This is a genomic window from Rhizobium sp. BK049, assembly GCF_014193135.1.
In the GTDB taxonomy this organism is placed as follows: Bacteria; Pseudomonadota; Alphaproteobacteria; order Rhizobiales; family Rhizobiaceae; genus Rhizobium.
The window spans coordinates 1-15,541 of sequence record NZ_JACHYV010000017.1; the positions used below are offsets into that span (position 1 = coordinate 1).

Sequence of the window (15,541 nt, forward strand, 5' to 3'; positions counted from 1 at the left end):
AGAGCCGGTTGCGATCCTGCTCCCCACAGCCCCAAACGGCTAAGAAGGTGACGATCCGACAACCAGCTGCCGGGCGGGCGGCCACCCGCCCGGCAAGCATCAATATCCTACATTTTTCTTATCCAAGAAGGTGCCGGCAGGCGGATGAGGGGCACGTCGACGCGCATGTGAGCGTCGATGATCGGCCATGCGGCTGATTCACGCAGACACAGCCTTCTCCGTCCACCCGCTCGTCCACAAATCCCGCAGCCGGTCGCCGTCGCCCTTGAAGAAATCGTCGGCCTCCTCGCAACCCTCCACCCGGTCGCTGCGGAAATTGCGGATCGCCTGTCGCAACTCGCACCATGCGACGATATTGGCGGTCTGCGAATAATAGATCAGCGCGATCGGCTGGATCGTCCGTTCGCTGGCGCGGCCGAGTTCGTCGCGGTAGGCGAGCATCAGCTTGCGTTCGTCGCGGATCGCCCGGCGCACGACCGCAAGGTCGATGGCAGCCGGCTGCGCGGTCGAGCCCCAGGCATAAAGCGCCTTGCTGTTCATCGCCTCACGAAGCGGCCCCGGCACGGCGCCTGATATCTTCTGGTTGACCCTGCGGGCGGCCTGCTTCAGCTCCTCGTCGGCCGTGCGTTCGAGCAGCGCCAGCGACAGAACGATCGCCTCCATCTCCTCGATCGAGAACATCAGGGGCGGCAGGTCGAAGCCCGGCCGCATGATGTAGCCGATGCCGCGACCGCCTTCGATCGGCACCCGCATTGCCTGGAGGGCGGCAATGTCGCGATAGATCGAGCGCACGGTCACTTCGAGCGTCTCGGCCATGACAGCGGCCGTCATCGGTTTTCTGGCGAGCCTCAGGATCTGAATGATCTCGAAAAGCCGCGAGGCCTTGCGCATTTTGCCACTCCATTTCTCACGCTCCTGACAATACACTGTCAGTTGGGTTTGCGTATAGAGCCGCCTATCGGATTGAAATCAATCGGTGTCTTTTGAAAATGGCCCGTGGAACTGAAGGTGGCAACTGACATGAATTACCATGAAAACCTCTGGCTCTTCTTTACCCTTCTCTTCGGCATCATCATCGTGCCGGGCATGGACATGCTCTTCGTGCTTGCCAACGCGCTGACCGGCGGTATCAGGCGGGGGCTCGCGGCAACGGGCGGCATCATGGCGGGCGGTGCCGTGCATTCGGCCTATGGTGCGGCCGGCGTCGGCGTGCTCGTCACCATGCTGCCGCAGTTCTTCAACCTGCTGCTCTTTGCCGGCGTCGCCTATATGATCTGGATTGGCGTTTCGCTGATGCGCAGTTCGATCACCGTCGGGGCGGTCGGACCGGCGACGGCGCGCTCCGGCTGGCGCGCCTTCCGCCAGGGCGCCGTAACATGTCTCGTCAATCCCAAGGCCTATATTTTCATGTTCGCCGTCTACCCGCAGTTTCTCAAGCCTGAATATGGCCCGATCTGGCTGCAGGGGCTGATCATGGGCGCCATGACCGTCGTCACGCAGTTTGCCGTTTACGGAACGCTGGCGATGACGGCAGGCCGCAGCCGCGATCTGCTGGTGGCAAATCCCGACGCCACGGCCTTTGTCGGCCGCTGCGCCGGACTGCTGTTGGTTGCGGTCTCCGCCTTCAGCCTGTGGCAAGGCTGGAAAACCGCCTGAGCCGCCGGTTATCACATTGTTTTTATGACCCTCCGGCAAAACGTGACTGCCTGGACGCATGGATTTTGTCATGCTGCCGGTGCAGATTGGCCAGCGGCCGCCCTGGCCTCAAGAAAACGGAGAGGAAATATGAATTGGAAAGCAGTAGCTGCCGCCGCAGCGATCGCCGCCATCGCCTTCGGTTCGGTGACCGCCGCCGATGGTACCCATGATTCGCGTATTGCGCTGATGAAGAAGATCGGCGGCTCGGCGGGCGCCATGGCCGCCATCGCCAAGGGCGAGAAGCCCTATGATGCCGAGACGGTAAAGTCGGCGCTGACGACGATCGCCGCCACCGCCAAGGTCTTCCCCGATCAGTTCAAGCCGGGCAGCGATAAGAACGATCCCGAGGTCAGCCCGAAGGTCTGGGAAAACATGGACGACTTCAAGGCGCGCGCCGCAAAGCTCTCGACCGACGCGGAAACCGCCCTCGCTCAGCTCCCGGCCGATGCCGCCGGTGTCGGTGCCGCGCTCAATACGCTCGGCGCCAATTGCGGTGGCTGTCACAAGGCCTATCGTATTAAGGAATGATAGCCCGGCCTGAGCAATTTCCGCCGGCGCGGATCGTCTGATTTGCGATCGACGGCGGGTCACGTCGGCAACAGGGGAGGCGGCGCATGGTCCGCAGGTTCATCCGGTTACTGCTCTGTCTGATCGGCGTCGCCTTTCTCGGCGGCGGCGCCGTCTATGTCGTTACCGCGCCCGATCCGCTGCCGGAGAGCCATTGGGCCGGTCTCGGCGCGCCGGATCCGGTAAACGGTGAGATGGTCTTCTGGGCGGGCGGATGCGTCAGCTGTCATTCAGCACCCGGTTCCGAAGGCGATGCCAGGCTGACGCTGGCGGGCGGTCTGGCGCTGAAGAGCCCTTTCGGCACCTTCCACGTGCCGAACATTTCGCCGGATGAAAAGGCCGGCATCGGCGCCTGGACGCTCGCCCAATTCGGCAATGCGATGAAGCGGGGCGTCGGTCCGGACGGAGAGCATCTTTACCCGTCTTTTCCCTATGGTTCCTATTCCCGCATGAGCGACAAGGACGTCAACGATCTCTTCGCCTTCCTGAAGACCCTGCCGAGGAGCGCCAACGTCGCCCCCGCGCATGAACTGCCCTTTCCCTACAATATCCGCCTTGCGCTTGGCGGCTGGAAATTCCTCTATTTTAACGATCAGCCGCGCGTCGCGCTCGCCAAGAGCGACGACAAGATCAAGCGCGGGCAATATCTCGTCGAAGGCCCCGGCCATTGCGGTGAGTGTCACACGCCGCGTGACGCGCTCGGCGGCTTCCAGGCCGATCTGTGGCTCGCCGGCGCGCCTAATCCGGAGGGGAAGGGGCGCATACCCGATATCACCCCAGCTTCGAAGAGCATCGGCAACTGGAGCGAGGCGGATATCGCCAACTATCTCGAAACCGGCTTCACGCCCGATTTCGATTCCGTCGGCGGTTCGATGGTCGATGTGCAGCACAATATCGCCCGCCTGCCGGCTGCCGACCGCGAGGCGATCGCCGCCTATCTCAAGGCCGTGCCGGGACGTTAAAGCGGCGGTGCGTCCATTCGGACGGACGAGGACGCTTGTTCAAATTGTTTAAAGCGAGGTGGGACCCGGCATTGATCATAGGGGTGGCGCCAGCCTGGCATGCTGCTGATCCGGTCTTTCCAGGCTGCGATCGCCGGATAGGCGCTGTGATCGATCCCGGTTTCCTCCGGCATGAAGACGTAGCCTGCCAAGGAGAGGTCTGCGATTGTCAGCCGGTTGCCGACCATAAAGGCTCGGTGGGCAAGGTGGCCGTCGACAATTGCATAGGCAGCCTTGGCCGCAGCCTCAAAAACTCGACGACCGGCGTCTCGCCGCTCTTCTGAAGGCCATAGATGAACCGCAACGTCGCGTAATAGCTCGTGAATTTATGGTTGTCGAAAAGGATCCAACGCATGATCTCGCGCCGTTCTTCGGCTGACTGCGCCCCGAACTGCCCCGTCACCTCTGACAAGTAGTCGAGGATAACCCCCGATTGGCTGATCTTCGTTTGCCCATGTTCGAGCACGGGCGCCTCGCCCTGTTCGTTGATGGTTTCGCGCCATTGTTCGGTTCGCGTTTCACCGCCGAGATAATCGACGAAAATGCTCTCCCACTCGATGCCGGCAAGGGCAAAGAAGAGGGCGACCTTGTAGGCGTTCCCCGAGAGAGCGAAACAATGGAGTTTGAAGTCAGGCATGAAATCTCCTCATAAAGACACAGACTTAGACCCGCGGCTCGGGTTAGGCGATCGACTGCATGTAACGCATGCCGGTCACCGGCCTCGGCGTGAAATCCATCTGTTCGTAGAAGCGGTGGGCGAGCACATTGCCGGTCGCGGCGCTGACGGAGAGATAGCCGCAGCCGGCATTGCGCGCCGTCTCGCGGGCGCGGTCGACGAGCAGCTGACCGGTGCCGTGGCCGCGATGGCCGTCGCGCACGAAGAGATGGTGCAGGTCCATGCCGCGTTTGCCTTCCTGCGCCCTGTAGAGCGGCACGAGAATCGCATAGCCGATCAGCCCTTCGCTGGTCTCTGCCACAAGCGCGGTTATCCAGGGCAGCGGGCCGAACAGGTCGCGCTCCAATTGCTCCGGCGTTGTCGCGGCCGCATCGCCGTGATGGGCGGCAAGGAGCGCAATCATCTCGTTGAGCTCAGGCAGATCGCGCGGTTTGGCGGTGCGGATCGTCACCACCGATGGGCGCATCAGTGAAATTTCGCTGTCTTCGATTTCAGTCATGGTCTTCGCGTCCTTTGATAATCTGCCGTCAGGACGCTGCCGATACAACAAAGCCGCCTGACGGCGGCTTGTTGACAATATGATCTGTCCGGCCGCCCTTTACAGGTACAGCCAAAAATACGAGCGGCTCTGGTGCACGTTCTTGATCATGCAGCATCCATCGCCGCAAATGCGGCATTTGTCAATGGCGTGAGCGCGTGACGTTGAAACATCTCAGACCTTGAATCCAGCCGAGAACATCAATAGGATACCCCCCTATGCTACCTGAAGGTTTGCGATGTCTCACACCACCCTGCAGAAGAAGAAGCTTATTGCCCGCGTCAGCCGCCTGAAGGGGCAGCTGGAAGCGGTCGAGCGGGCGCTCGAGGCTGAACGCCCCTGCGGCGAAATCCTGCAACTGCTCGCCTCCATTCGGGGCGCGCTGACCGGGCTGACCGGCGAGGTTTTGGATGATCACCTGCGCGAGCACGTGCTCAATGCCGAGGACGACAGAGCCCGGGCCGAGGCGGTCGAAGAAATATCTGAAGTGCTGAGAACCTATATCCGCTGATGAGAGAAGGACCCTGGGAATGAATGCCGGGATCGGGAAAGTCGAAGTGAAAGCCCTCGAACACGATCATGTGTTCCTCGGCGCCGATCATTTGCGCAACGAGCGGCGCATCTGGCTGGTGATTGCGCTGACGGCGGTGATGATGGTGGCGGAAATCGCCGCCGGCACCGTCTACGGCTCCATGGCCCTCGTCGCTGATGGCTGGCATATGTCGACCCATGCCAGCGCACTTTTTATTTCCGCGCTCGCCTATCTCTTTGCCCGCCGGCAGGCGCGCAATCCGCGCTTCACCTTTGGCACCGGCAAGCTCGGCGATCTCGCCGGCTTCGCCAGCGCCATTGTCCTTGCCCTGATCGCCCTGCTGATGGCCTGGGAGAGCCTGCTGCGCCTCACCAATCCGGTGCCGATCGGCTTTGCCCAGGCAATCGCCGTCGCGGTCATCGGCCTTGCCGTCAATCTCGCCAGCGCCTGGCTGCTGGCCGGCGGCGGTCATGCCGCGCATGGACATCATGCGCACGCGCATGGCCATCACGCGCATGGGCACCACGCACACCATCACGGCCATGGCGGTCACGGCGACCATGCCCACCATCACGCAGAGGCCGGCGACAACAATATCCGCGCCGCCTATCTGCATGTGATGGCCGATGCGCTCACGTCAGTGCTCGCCATCGCGGCGCTCACCCTCGGCAGCCTCTATGGCTGGCTTTGGCTCGATCCCATCATGGGCATCGTCGGCGGCCTGGTCATCGCCAATTGGTCCTGGAGCCTGCTGAAATCGTCGGGCGGCGTCCTTCTCGACATCATGCCCGAAGGCGAGAGCCTGCCGGGCGAAATCCGCCAGGCGATCGAGACAGAGGAGGATCGGATCACCGACCTGCATGTCTGGCAGGTCGGCCCCGGCCATCATGCAGCGATCGTCGCGGTCGTCACCTCGCAGCCGCGCGATCCGGCCTTTTACAAGGACAGGCTTTCGGCGCTGGAAGAATTGTCGCATGTGACGGTCGAGGTCACGCGCGCCGCCTGATTGCTGCGGGCGGAGAACGAAATCGCTGCTACCCAACAAGGGTGCAGCGGCTGACAACAAGGTTGCAGCGGCCGACAACAAGTTGCGGCGGGGACGAGATGCCGCCGCAATCGGTCCTTAGCTCTATTCTCCGAATCGTCGGAGGAATTCATGGATCCCAGCCTTACTCGCCGCATGCTGATCGGCTCGGCACTCTGCCTGCCTGCTTTGGGCCTGTCCACGCTGGCGCTTGCGGCCAATGCACAGGAAACTGCGGGGGAGGGCGACGACAATATCGAGCGTCGCCTGGCCGCGCTGGAAAAGCGCACCGGCGGACGCCTCGGCGTCTCGGTGCTCGACACCCAGACGAGCATTTCCTTCGGCTATCGCGGCAGCGAAGCTTTTCCGATGTGCAGCACCTTCAAGGCGCTGGCGGCAGGCTTCGTCCTTGCCCGCGTCTACAAGGGGCAGGAGAGCCTCGAGCGCCGGGTGACCTACGGCAGGGACAAGCTCGTCGACTATTCGCCGCTCAGCGAAAAACACGCCGGTGCCGACGGCATGACGATCGCCGAACTCTGCGAGGCGGCGGTAACGGTCAGCGACAACACCGCCGGCAACCTGCTGCTCGAAAGTTTCGGCGGCCCGCCGGCACTGACCGACTGGCTGCGCTCGATCGGCGACGGCACCACGCGTCTCGACCGCACCGAACCGACACTGAACGAGGGTCGCAAGGACGATCCGCGCGACACCACGGCACCGGATGCGATGCTCGATACGCTCGGCAATCTGACGCTCGGCTCGGTGTTGACCGGGGCCTCTTGCGACAAGCTGATCGCCTGGCTGGTGGCGAGCACCACGGGTAAGGAAAGGCTGCGGGCCGGCTTGCCTGCCGATTGGAAGGTCGGCGACAAGACCGGCACCGGCCCGAACGGCTCCCTCGGCGACATCGCCGTCATCTGGCCGCCGGACCGTGGGCCGATCGTCGCTGCCGTCTATATCGCCGAAGCGACGGCGCCGATGAAGGATCTCAACCCGATCTTTGCCGAAGTCGGCAGGATGATCACCGAGATGGTGTGATGTGTTAAATCGCTTCAGAAGCAATTGATTACCGCATCGACATCAAGTTCGTGATCAGGCCCGCTTTGATTTCGAGCACGGGCCGATTGGCCTCCGGATGACCGATGTCTCTCAACTGATCGGGTGTCAGCTCGGCCAGTCGTTGCCGGCTCACGACCGCCCGTCGCCACGCCTGCAGGCCAGCGATCAGCTTTGCGATGATGTTCATGGGGCCAGCCACCTGGTTTGTCGGCGCGCTGACGATGGGCTGTGTTTCCGTATGAGCCATTTCCGATCTCCACTTGTGATGTGCGGGTGGAAATCTGCCATACGAGCGTTTTCGGCCTGTTCGGCTGAGCGTGAACCGGGAAGAAAACTTCGACAAGCCGCCGCTAAATCGGTGTTAAATCCGTCTTCCCAAATGCTATTCTGCGAGCGGCGGTTCAAAGTCTGGGGGCTTTCTATGCGCATCAGGTTGCTAGGCGGTCTCGAGGTCATCTCCGGAGAAGGCCGGCCAGTCCGCTTCGCCACGCGCAAGACGTCGCTGCTGTTTGCTGCCCTGGCGTTGGCAGGCCGCCGCGGCTGCCGCAGGGAGGTGCTGTCCGAAGCCTTCTGGCCGGGACGAGGTAATGAGCAGGCCCGCAATAGTTTGCGGCAGGCGCTGGTCGACATCAGGCGGTCGTTCCCGGCGAGCAGTGACGCCACCGTCTCTATCGAAGGGGATCAGGAGACGGTGGCGCTTTTCGTCGATCCCGATTAAGCCGACATTTCGCTCTTCGACCGGAAGCTGGGGACGGGGGCGAGCGCAGATCTCGCCTCCGCAGCGGATCTCTACCGCGGCGATCTGCTTGAAGGCGAGTCCATTCCGGATGAATTGGCTGAGTGGTTCGCACCGTACCGAAGCACATATCAGCGCAAGGCGCTGCAGCTCGTGGAACGTTTGAGCCTTGCCCTCTTGGAAGCAGGCTCCGCGGAAGAACCGCCCTGTGAAGCGCTTGCCGAGAGGCTTCTCGCCTCTGACCCGACGGCGGAGGGTGCTCACAGGGCGTTGATGCGGATCCACACTCTCCGCGGCCACGAGAACATGGCCTTGCGCCAGTTCGAGACCTGCCGAGCTCTCCTGAAGAAGCATCTGGATGTCGAACCCGATGCGGAGACATCGTCCCTGGCTGCCTCGCTGCAACCGCGGCAGCGATCCGGTGATCGGCGGGCCGCGGCCGCAGTCGAGCCGCAGCTGCAGGTCTTCTCCGCTCCGACGAAACATCATGATCGGCCATCCCTTGCGGTGTTGCCGTTTCAGAATTTGAGCGGCGATGTGGAGCAGGAATATTTTGCCGACGGCATCGTGGAGGATATCACCATCGCTCTTGCGCAGTTCCGTCACCTCTATGTCATCGCCCGCAATTCGAGCTTCACCTACAAGGGGCAGGCCGTCGACATAAAGCGGGTCGGGCGCGAGCTGGACGTGGACTATGTGGTCGAGGGAAGCGTGCGCCGCGCGGGCGACCGGCTTCGTATCGCCGGACAACTCATCGACACCTCGACCGGCGCGCATCTCTGGGCAGACCGTTTTGACGGAACTTTGGCGAACCTGTTCGATCTGCAGGATCAGGTCGCATCCAGCATTGTCGGCGCAATAACGCCGAAAGTGGAAGAGGCGGAGATCGAGCGGGCTAAACGCAAGCCGACCGAGAGCCTCGACGCCTATGACTATTATCTCCGCGGGCTGGCGGCCTTCGACCGGACGGTGACCAATAGATCAGTCGTCGACGAGGCTCTGCGGCTATTCATGAAGGCAATCGACCGCGATCCGGATTTTGCCATCGCCCACGCCCGGGCGGCGCGATGCTACGCGACCCGCAAGAGCAATGGCTGGATGATCGATCCGGCCAACGAAATTGCCGAGGCGACCCAACTGGCGAGAAGAGCCGTCGAACTCGGCTGGGACGATGCAGTCGCGCTCGCCTATGGCGGATATGTGCTCGGTTATGTCGGCGGCGACCTCGATGACAGCGCGGCTTGCATCGATCGCGCGCTCTTCCTCAACCCGTACCTGGCCGTTGCCCTGGGCGTCAGCAGTTGGGTGCGAGCCTGCCTCGGCGAGCCGGACAAGGCCGTCGAACATGCTGCCCTCGCCATGAGGCTGAGCCCCGTGGATCCGCGCCTGTTTGCCTGGCAGTTCAACACCGGCCTGGCTCACTTCTGCGCGGTCGTTACGAGGACGCCGCCGTCTGGGCCGCAAAATCGTTGCGCCATCAGCCGAATTACCCCAGCGCGATGCGGGTGATGGCGGCGGGCCAAGCCATGGCCGGGCGGAAAGCGGAAGCAGGGGAAACGATTGCGCGCCTGCGCTTGCTGGATCCGGCGCTTCGGCTTTCGAACCTCGCCGATATTCTCCCACCGTTCCGGCGACCGGATGACCGCAACCGCTATATAGAGGCGCTTCGTATGGCGGGGTTGCCGGAGTAGGCATGCGGCGAAGGAGACCTCTGCCCCATTCGCTTTCCGCTCCGCTGGTACCCGTCGTGCCGCCGACTATGTCGCCGAGGCCGGCGATAGAGGCTCCCGGCATCCGCTTTTTGCTTGACCCGAGCATCCATGCACCTGACTTCAGGGTGGGTTTCGCCGGACGTCACCTCTCCAGTCGGCGCCCGCAGCATGGATCGCCGGGTCAGGCCCGCCGATGACGGAATGTGAGGGAAACGCGGGTGATCGAAACGCTCCACTTTCCGTGGGGCTCATGCGGCGGCCGCATGGAGCTCGCGAGAAGATTTCCCATCACGGTAGCGTATACGCGATCACGTAATCGCCGGGCGTGGTGCCGACCGAGCCGTGGCCGCCGGCGACCATGACGACATATTGCTTGTTGTCGTCGGTCGTATAGGTCATCGGCGTCGCCTGGCCGCCGGCCGGCAGCCGCGCCCGCCAGAGCTCGCGCCCGTTGGTCACGTCATAGGCGCGCAGGTAGTTGTCGACCGCCGCGCCGAGGAAGGCGAGTCCTCCTTTGGTCAGCATCGGCCCGCCGATGCCGGGCACGCCCACCTTGAAGGGCAGCGGCAGCGGCGTCATGTCATGGACGGTTCCGTTCTTGTGCATATAGGCGATCTTGCCGGTGCGCAGGTCGACTCCGGCGACATAGCCCCATGGCGGCGCCTGGCAGGGGATCTGCAGCGGTCCGAGGAAGGGACCCATGAAGACGCCGTAGGGTGCGCCGTCATTGCGGTTGAGCCCCTGTTCGCTGCCCTTCTCGTCCTGTCCTCGCGGCGGAATGTCGGCGGCCGGCACCAGGCGCGAGGTGAAGGCGAGATAGGTCGGCATGCCGAACATGATCTGCCGCTCCGGATCCACAGCCACCGAACCCCAGTTGAAGGTGCCGAAATTGCCGGGATAGACGATCGTGCCTTTCAGCGACGGCGGCGTGTAGCGGCCCTCGTAGCGGTAGCGGTGAAAGTCGATGCGGCAGAGGAGCTGGTCGAACAGCGATACGCCCCACATGTCCTTTTCCCGAAGCGGCTCGGGCGTGAAGGTGAGGTCGGAGATCGGCTGCGTCGGCGACGTATGATCGCCCGAAACTGCGCCGCCGGGCGCCGGAATCTCCTTGGTCGGGATGATCGGCTCGCCGCTGCGCCGGTCGAGCACATAGAGATCGCCCTGCTTGGTCGGGCCGACGAGGGCGGGAACCACGCTGCCGTCAGGCTTGGTCAGATCGATGAGCGCCGGCTGGGCCGGCACGTCCATGTCCCAGAGGTCATGATGCACCGTCTGGCGCACCCAGCGCAGCTGGCCGCTGGCGATATCGAGCGCGACGATCGAAGAAGAGAATTTCTCGACATTGTCGCTGCGGCCGATGCCGATCTGATCGGGCACCTGGTTACCGAGCGGGATGTAGACCATGCCGAGCGCCTCGTCGACGCTGAAGACCGACCAGCTGTTCGGCGAGTTGGTCGTGTAGGTCTGGCCGTCGGCGATCGGCGTCGTCACGTCGGGATTGCCGGAATCCCAGTTCCAGATCAGTGCGCCGGTCTTGATGTCGAAGGCGCGGATGACGCCGGATTGCTCCTCGGTCGAATAATTGTCGTTCACCGCCCCGCCGATGATGATCTTGCCGGCCACCGCGACCGGCGGCGAGGTGGAATAATAATAGCCGGCCGGATTGAAGCGCATGCCGGTTTCGAGATGCAGCACGCCCTGATCGGCAAAACTGGTGCAGACCTTGCCGTCGGCCGCATCGAGCGCGATCAGCCGGGCGTCTGAGGTCGGCAGGTAGACGCGCTCGGCGCAGGGCTCGCCGGCGGCGGCATCAGGATCGGCATAATAGGTGACGCCGCGGCAGGTCTGGTGCTGCCGGTTGGGATTCATGCCCGAGTTCGAGTCGTATTTCCATTTCTCCTTGCCGGTCTTGGCGTCGAGTGCGATCGCCCAGTTATGCGGCGTGCAGAGATAGAGCGTGTCCTTCACCTTCAGCGGCGTCACCTGATAGGTTGTCTCGCTGATATCCTCCGGCCGCTTGACGTCGCCGGTCTGGTACCGCCAGGCTTCCTTCAAGGTGGAGACATTCTCGACATTGATCTGGTCGAGCGGCGAATAGCGCTGGCCGAACGGCGTGCGGCCATATTGGTGCCATTCGCCGTCCGGCACGCTACCGCCGAAGCTTGGATTGGCGGCGACCGCATCCTTCGGCAGATCGCCGGCCAAATCATGCGGATCCGTCGTCATCGAATAGACGGCGACGAGGATAGCGAGAATGACCGGCACGGCGAGCGGCCAGGGATTAGCGCCGTAGACGATGCCGGTCGGGCTGCGAAAGCCGAGCGGCCGACGGATCCAGGGCGTCAGCAGCCAGAGGCCGAGCAGGATGATGACGCCGCCGCGCGGGCCGAGCTGCCACCAGTCGAATCCCACCTCCCAGATCGCCCAGGCGAGTGCGGCGACCACGAGCACCGCATAGACCCAGAGCGCCACCGCCTTGCGCATCAGCAGCAGCGCTGCGGTGATGACGAACATCAGGCCGGCAAACAGATAGAAAATGCTGCCGCCGAGCGAGATGAGCCAGAGCCCGCCGCCGCCGAGCGCAACCCCGATGATGATGAAGAGAATGGAGGTGATGACGAGCGCCATAAGGCTGTCTCCCGCGTGGGTTAGCCGGTGGGGGATCAGCGGAAAAGGTCCGCCGGTCAGGCAGATAGAGCGAGGGAGATGCCTTTCAACGGCTGCATTTGCCGCAGGTGGATGTCACGGTACGGTTGTATTGAAGCCGCTTAGGTCCCGCAGAAAGTCTGCAGCACTCGTTCCTCCGGCTTCGGCGGTTCCATATAAGCGGCAAATTCCGGCTGGTCTTCGTACGGCTTCGACAGCACGGTGAGCAGCGCCTCGAACAGCGAGAAATCGCCGTGTTCGACCGCAGCCTCGATCGCCTGTTCGACCCGGTGGTTGCGGGGGATGAAGGCTGGGTTGACGCGGCGCATGGCGCTGGCGCGTTGGGCCGCTGTCTGCGGATCGCGCGATAATCTCTCGCGCCACTGCGTGAGCCAGGGGGTGCAGGCTTCCGGTTCCCGGAAGCCCCGGGCAAAGGCGGGCTCTGCGCCGTCGTTGCCCGCCAGATCGGCGAGCCGCCGGAAGGTCAGGGTGAAATCGGCGCCCTGTGCCTGCATCAGCGACAGCAGCGCCTGGACAAGCTCGAGATCGCCATCTTCTTCACCGGCAAGGCCGATTTTTCTTCGCATGCCGGCAAGCCACTCGGCTTGGAACCGCTCGCCATAGGCGCGGATGATGGCATTGGCCTTGTCGACCGCGCCGTCCGGCTCGGGGCCGATCAGCGGCAGCAGCGTTTCGCCGAGCCGGGCAAGGTTCCACTGGCCGATGGCCGGCTGATTGGCATAGGCATAACGGCCATGCTGGTCGATCGACGAGAAGACGGTCGCCGGGTTATAGACATCCATGAAGGCGCAAGGGCCGAAGTCGATCGTCTCGCCAGATACCGTCATGTTATCCGTATTCATCACGCCATGGATGAAGCCGACATGCAGCCAGCGGGCGATCAGCGCCGCCTGGCGCTCCGCGATTGCCGAAAACAGCGCGAGATGGGGTTCTTCGGCAGCCTTCAGTTCGGGATAGTGGCGGTCGACTACATAATCGGCGAGCGCCCGCACGCCGTCTGTGTCGCCCCTTGCGGCGAAATACTGGAAAGTGCCGACACGGATATGGCTCGCCGCCACCCGGGTGAAAACCGCGCCCGGCAGCACCTCTTCGCGATAGACCGGTTCGCCCGTTGTCACGGCCGCCAGCGCCCGGGTGGCGGGAATGCCGAGCGCGAACATCGCCTCGCTGATGATATATTCTCTGAGCACCGGCCCGATTGCCGCCCGGCCGTCGCCGCGGCGCGAAAAAGGTGTCGGCCCGGCGCCCTTCAGCTGGATATCGAAACGCTTGCCGCTGCGGTCGACCACCTCACCGAGCAGGATCGCCCGGCCGTCGCCGAGCTGCGGCGAGAAGCCGCCGAACTGATGCCCGGCATAGGCCATCGCCAGCGGTTCGGCCCCTTCCGGAACGAGATTGCCGGAAAAGATCGCCGCGCCGTCGCGGCGTAGCGTCTCGACGTCAAGGCCGAGCTCGGCGGCCAACGGTTCGTTCAGCTTGATCAGGCGGGGCTCGGCCACCGGCGTCGGCGTTTGCGGCGCAAAGAAGCGCTCGGGCAAGCCGACATAGCTGTTGTCGAACGGAAAGGCCGCACCGGACCGGATTTTCTGAGGGGTCGAGGTCATTGTTCATAGGTAGGGCCGGGGTGGCCCGCGCGCAAGCCGGTCTTGCGCGCCCGGTCGGTCGGCCGTCACGCAGATCATGCCGATGCAAGGAATCGTGATCTGCTTTTACCTCTCGTCAAAGCTGCTTTGCCAGAAAGGCCATAGCCCCGCCATGATCTCGGGCGTATAGCAGATCATCTCCCCTTGGCCTTGTGCCATGTCATCCCCGCGGCCTTGCTGCTTCCTCTGCTCCGCCGCGCCACCGTGAGTGATTCCGGACGATGTCGGATCAGATTTACCAGGCGCCGATGGTTCGGCGCGCCGCGCCCAATTTTCGGGTGATCGCGATGATCGTCGCAAGTGCGATGCTGATGGAAAATATCGACGCGACCGTGCTGGCGACCGCGCTGCCCACCATGGCGCGCGATTTCGCTGTGAGCGCGCCGGCCATGTCGATCTCACTGACCTCCTATCTCCTCAGCCTGGCAATCTTCATTCCGGCGAGCGGCCGGATGGCCGACAGCTTCGGTTCGCGCACAGTGTTCAGGGCGGCGATCGCCGTCTTCGTCATCGGCTCCGTCCTCTGCGCGCTGGCCCCGACGCTGCCCTTCCTGGTGCTGGCGCGGCTGCTGCAGGGAATGGGTGGCGCCATGATGATGCCGGTCGGCCGTCTGGTGCTGATGCGCAGCGTCGCCCGCAAGGGTATGGTCAGCGCCATGTCCTGGCTGCTGGTGCCGGCGTTGATCGGCCCGATCGTCGGTCCGCCGCTCGGCGGCTTCATCGTCACCTATCTCGACTGGCGCTGGATCTTCTACATCAACGTGCCGATCGGCATTATCGGCATGATCTTCGTCTCGATCTATATCGACGAGGTCAAGGGCAAGGCGGCCGGCCCCTTCGATACGATCGGCTTCATCCTCTCTGGCATTTCGCTCGGCTCGCTGCTCTTCGGCTTCGAAATGTCGAGCCATGAGGGCGAGGGCGCCTTTTCGATCTTCCTGATCTCCGTCGGCCTCATCTTCGGCATTGCCTATTTGAGGCATGCCCGCCGGCATCCCTCGCCGATCATGGATTTTTCGCTGATGAAGGTGGCGAGTTTCGGCACATCAGTCATCGCCGGTTCGCTGACCCGCGTCACGCAAGGGGCCCAGCCCTTCCTGCTGCCGCTGCTGTTCCAGATCGGCTTCGGGCTGTCGGCCGCCGCAGCCGGCCAGATCGTCATTGCCACCGCGCTCGGCGCGCTCGCCATGAAGCCGATGGCGAAGTTTGTCTTCAGCCGGCTCGGCTTCCGCCGAAGCCTCGTCCTCAACGGCATCCTTGGCACGGCCGGTTATGCCCTCTGCGCCGCCTTTCGGCCGGACTGGCCGATGCCGCTGATCTTCGTCGTCCTGGTGCTCAGCGCCTTCTTCCTGTCCTTCCAGTTCACCGCCTACAACACCATTGCCTATGACGAGATCGAAAAGGAGCGGATGAGCTCGGCCACCAGCTTCTACACCACTTTCCAGCAGCTGATGCTGTCGCTCGGCATCTGCGTCGGGGCCTTGGCGCTGCACGGCTCGATGGCCTTCAACAATGTCGAAACGCCGTCGCTGGACGATTTCTCTACTGCCTTCATTGTCGTCACCCTCATCTCGATCACCGCGACCGTCTGGAATCTGCGTTTCTCGCCGACCGCTGGCGAGGAGATCAGCGGCTATAAGGCCAGAGGGATGAAGGTGCCTGGAGAAACAAAGGCTTGACGCGCGTCG

The 15,541-nt window shown here is 63.2% G+C and carries 12 protein-coding genes and 2 pseudogenes; 8 read left to right on the forward strand and 6 right to left on the reverse strand.

Annotated elements, in window-relative coordinates; genetic code table 11:
- Positions 1-198 precede the first annotated feature (198 nt).
- Complete coding sequence (locus FHT70_RS18135) at positions 199-891, reverse strand: YafY family protein (protein ID WP_097599868.1); 693 nt, start codon at positions 889-891, stop codon at positions 199-201.
- Positions 892-1,020: 129 nt separating this feature from the next.
- On the opposite strand from FHT70_RS18135, the gene FHT70_RS18140 reads away from it, so the two are divergent.
- The 3 genes from FHT70_RS18140 to FHT70_RS18150 all read left to right on the forward strand — a co-directional run bounded on the left by FHT70_RS18140 (position 1,021) and on the right by FHT70_RS18150 (position 3,227).
- The gene (locus tag FHT70_RS18140) at positions 1,021-1,656 is read left to right on the forward strand and encodes a LysE family translocator (RefSeq protein WP_183703659.1); all 636 of its coding nucleotides are present in this window, start codon (positions 1,021-1,023) and stop codon (positions 1,654-1,656) included.
- A gap of 129 nt (positions 1,657-1,785) precedes the next feature.
- Positions 1,786-2,226, forward strand: coding sequence for a cytochrome c (locus FHT70_RS18145; protein WP_183703662.1), 441 nt, complete (start codon positions 1,786-1,788; stop codon positions 2,224-2,226).
- A gap of 86 nt (positions 2,227-2,312) precedes the next feature.
- Positions 2,313-3,227 carry a cytochrome c gene (locus FHT70_RS18150; RefSeq protein WP_183703665.1) on the forward strand — a complete coding sequence of 305 codons (915 nt, stop codon included), beginning with the start codon at positions 2,313-2,315 and terminating at the stop codon, positions 3,225-3,227.
- 48 nt (positions 3,228-3,275) lie between these two features.
- On the opposite strand, the pseudogene FHT70_RS18155 reads toward FHT70_RS18150, so the two are convergent.
- A pseudogene (locus FHT70_RS18155) lies at positions 3,276-3,903 on the reverse strand (glutathione S-transferase).
- Positions 3,904-3,946: 43 nt separating this feature from the next.
- Positions 3,947-4,441 (reverse strand): GNAT family N-acetyltransferase, encoded by a 495-nt coding sequence (locus tag FHT70_RS18160; protein ID WP_097599865.1) that lies wholly within the window; start codon positions 4,439-4,441, stop codon positions 3,947-3,949.
- 277 nt (positions 4,442-4,718) lie between these two features.
- On the opposite strand from FHT70_RS18160, the gene dmeR reads away from it, so the two are divergent.
- From dmeR to bla, 3 genes are all read left to right on the forward strand, one after another.
- A complete protein-coding gene (dmeR, locus tag FHT70_RS18165) occupies positions 4,719-4,991 on the forward strand; it encodes a Ni(II)/Co(II)-sensing transcriptional repressor DmeR (RefSeq protein WP_097599864.1) in 273 nt (90 codons plus the stop codon).
- A 19-nt stretch (positions 4,992-5,010) separates the two neighbouring features.
- Positions 5,011-6,018: a CDF family Co(II)/Ni(II) efflux transporter DmeF gene (dmeF, locus tag FHT70_RS18170; RefSeq protein ID WP_183703668.1), complete on the forward strand. Its 1,008-nt coding sequence runs from the start codon at positions 5,011-5,013 to the stop codon at positions 6,016-6,018.
- Between the two features lie 150 nt (positions 6,019-6,168).
- Positions 6,169-7,074 (forward strand): class A beta-lactamase, encoded by a 906-nt coding sequence (gene bla, locus FHT70_RS18175; protein ID WP_183703671.1) that lies wholly within the window; start codon positions 6,169-6,171, stop codon positions 7,072-7,074.
- A gap of 28 nt (positions 7,075-7,102) precedes the next feature.
- Here bla and FHT70_RS18180 read toward each other — a convergent pair whose 3' ends face one another.
- The gene (locus FHT70_RS18180; protein WP_097599862.1) at positions 7,103-7,342 is read right to left on the reverse strand and encodes a DUF1127 domain-containing protein; all 240 of its coding nucleotides are present in this window, start codon (positions 7,340-7,342) and stop codon (positions 7,103-7,105) included.
- A 174-nt stretch (positions 7,343-7,516) separates the two neighbouring features.
- On the opposite strand from FHT70_RS18180, the pseudogene FHT70_RS18185 reads away from it, so the two are divergent.
- Positions 7,517-9,522: pseudogene (locus FHT70_RS18185) on the forward strand (BTAD domain-containing putative transcriptional regulator).
- A gap of 309 nt (positions 9,523-9,831) precedes the next feature.
- Here the strand turns inward: FHT70_RS18185 and FHT70_RS18190 are convergent.
- Both FHT70_RS18190 and FHT70_RS18195 read right to left on the reverse strand, forming a co-directional pair.
- Positions 9,832-12,171, reverse strand: a complete 2,340-nt coding sequence (locus FHT70_RS18190; RefSeq protein WP_183703674.1) for a glucose/quinate/shikimate family membrane-bound PQQ-dependent dehydrogenase — start codon at positions 12,169-12,171, stop codon at positions 9,832-9,834.
- A gap of 140 nt (positions 12,172-12,311) precedes the next feature.
- A complete protein-coding gene (locus tag FHT70_RS18195; RefSeq protein WP_183703677.1) occupies positions 12,312-13,814 on the reverse strand; it encodes a protein adenylyltransferase SelO in 1,503 nt (500 codons plus the stop codon).
- Positions 13,815-14,074: 260 nt separating this feature from the next.
- Between FHT70_RS18195 and FHT70_RS18200 the strand changes: the two genes are divergently transcribed.
- Positions 14,075-15,532 (forward strand): MFS transporter, encoded by a 1,458-nt coding sequence (locus FHT70_RS18200; RefSeq protein WP_183703680.1) that lies wholly within the window; start codon positions 14,075-14,077, stop codon positions 15,530-15,532.
- Positions 15,533-15,541: the final 9 nt, after the last annotated feature.

Bases quoted from the DNA above. Each gene is read 5' to 3' on its own strand.
- dmeF (WP_183703668.1), top strand. From the start codon at position 5,011: ATGAATGCCGGGATCGGGAAAGTCGAAGTGAAAGCCCTCGAACACGAT.
- dmeR (WP_097599864.1), top strand. From the start codon at position 4,719: ATGTCTCACACCACCCTGCAGAAGAAGAAGCTTATTGCCCGCGTCAGC.
- FHT70_RS18200 (WP_183703680.1), top strand. From the start codon at position 14,075: ATGTCGGATCAGATTTACCAGGCGCCGATGGTTCGGCGCGCCGCGCCC.
- FHT70_RS18140 (WP_183703659.1), top strand. From the start codon at position 1,021: ATGAATTACCATGAAAACCTCTGGCTCTTCTTTACCCTTCTCTTCGGC.
- FHT70_RS18135 (WP_097599868.1), bottom strand. From the start codon at position 891: ATGCGCAAGGCCTCGCGGCTTTTCGAGATCATTCAGATCCTGAGGCTC.
- FHT70_RS18145 (WP_183703662.1), top strand. From the start codon at position 1,786: ATGAATTGGAAAGCAGTAGCTGCCGCCGCAGCGATCGCCGCCATCGCC.
- bla (WP_183703671.1), top strand. From the start codon at position 6,169: ATGGATCCCAGCCTTACTCGCCGCATGCTGATCGGCTCGGCACTCTGC.
- FHT70_RS18160 (WP_097599865.1), bottom strand. From the start codon at position 4,441: ATGACTGAAATCGAAGACAGCGAAATTTCACTGATGCGCCCATCGGTG.
- FHT70_RS18195 (WP_183703677.1), bottom strand. From the start codon at position 13,814: ATGACCTCGACCCCTCAGAAAATCCGGTCCGGTGCGGCCTTTCCGTTC.
- FHT70_RS18180 (WP_097599862.1), bottom strand. From the start codon at position 7,342: ATGGCTCATACGGAAACACAGCCCATCGTCAGCGCGCCGACAAACCAG.
- FHT70_RS18150 (WP_183703665.1), top strand. From the start codon at position 2,313: ATGGTCCGCAGGTTCATCCGGTTACTGCTCTGTCTGATCGGCGTCGCC.
- FHT70_RS18190 (WP_183703674.1), bottom strand. From the start codon at position 12,171: ATGGCGCTCGTCATCACCTCCATTCTCTTCATCATCATCGGGGTTGCG.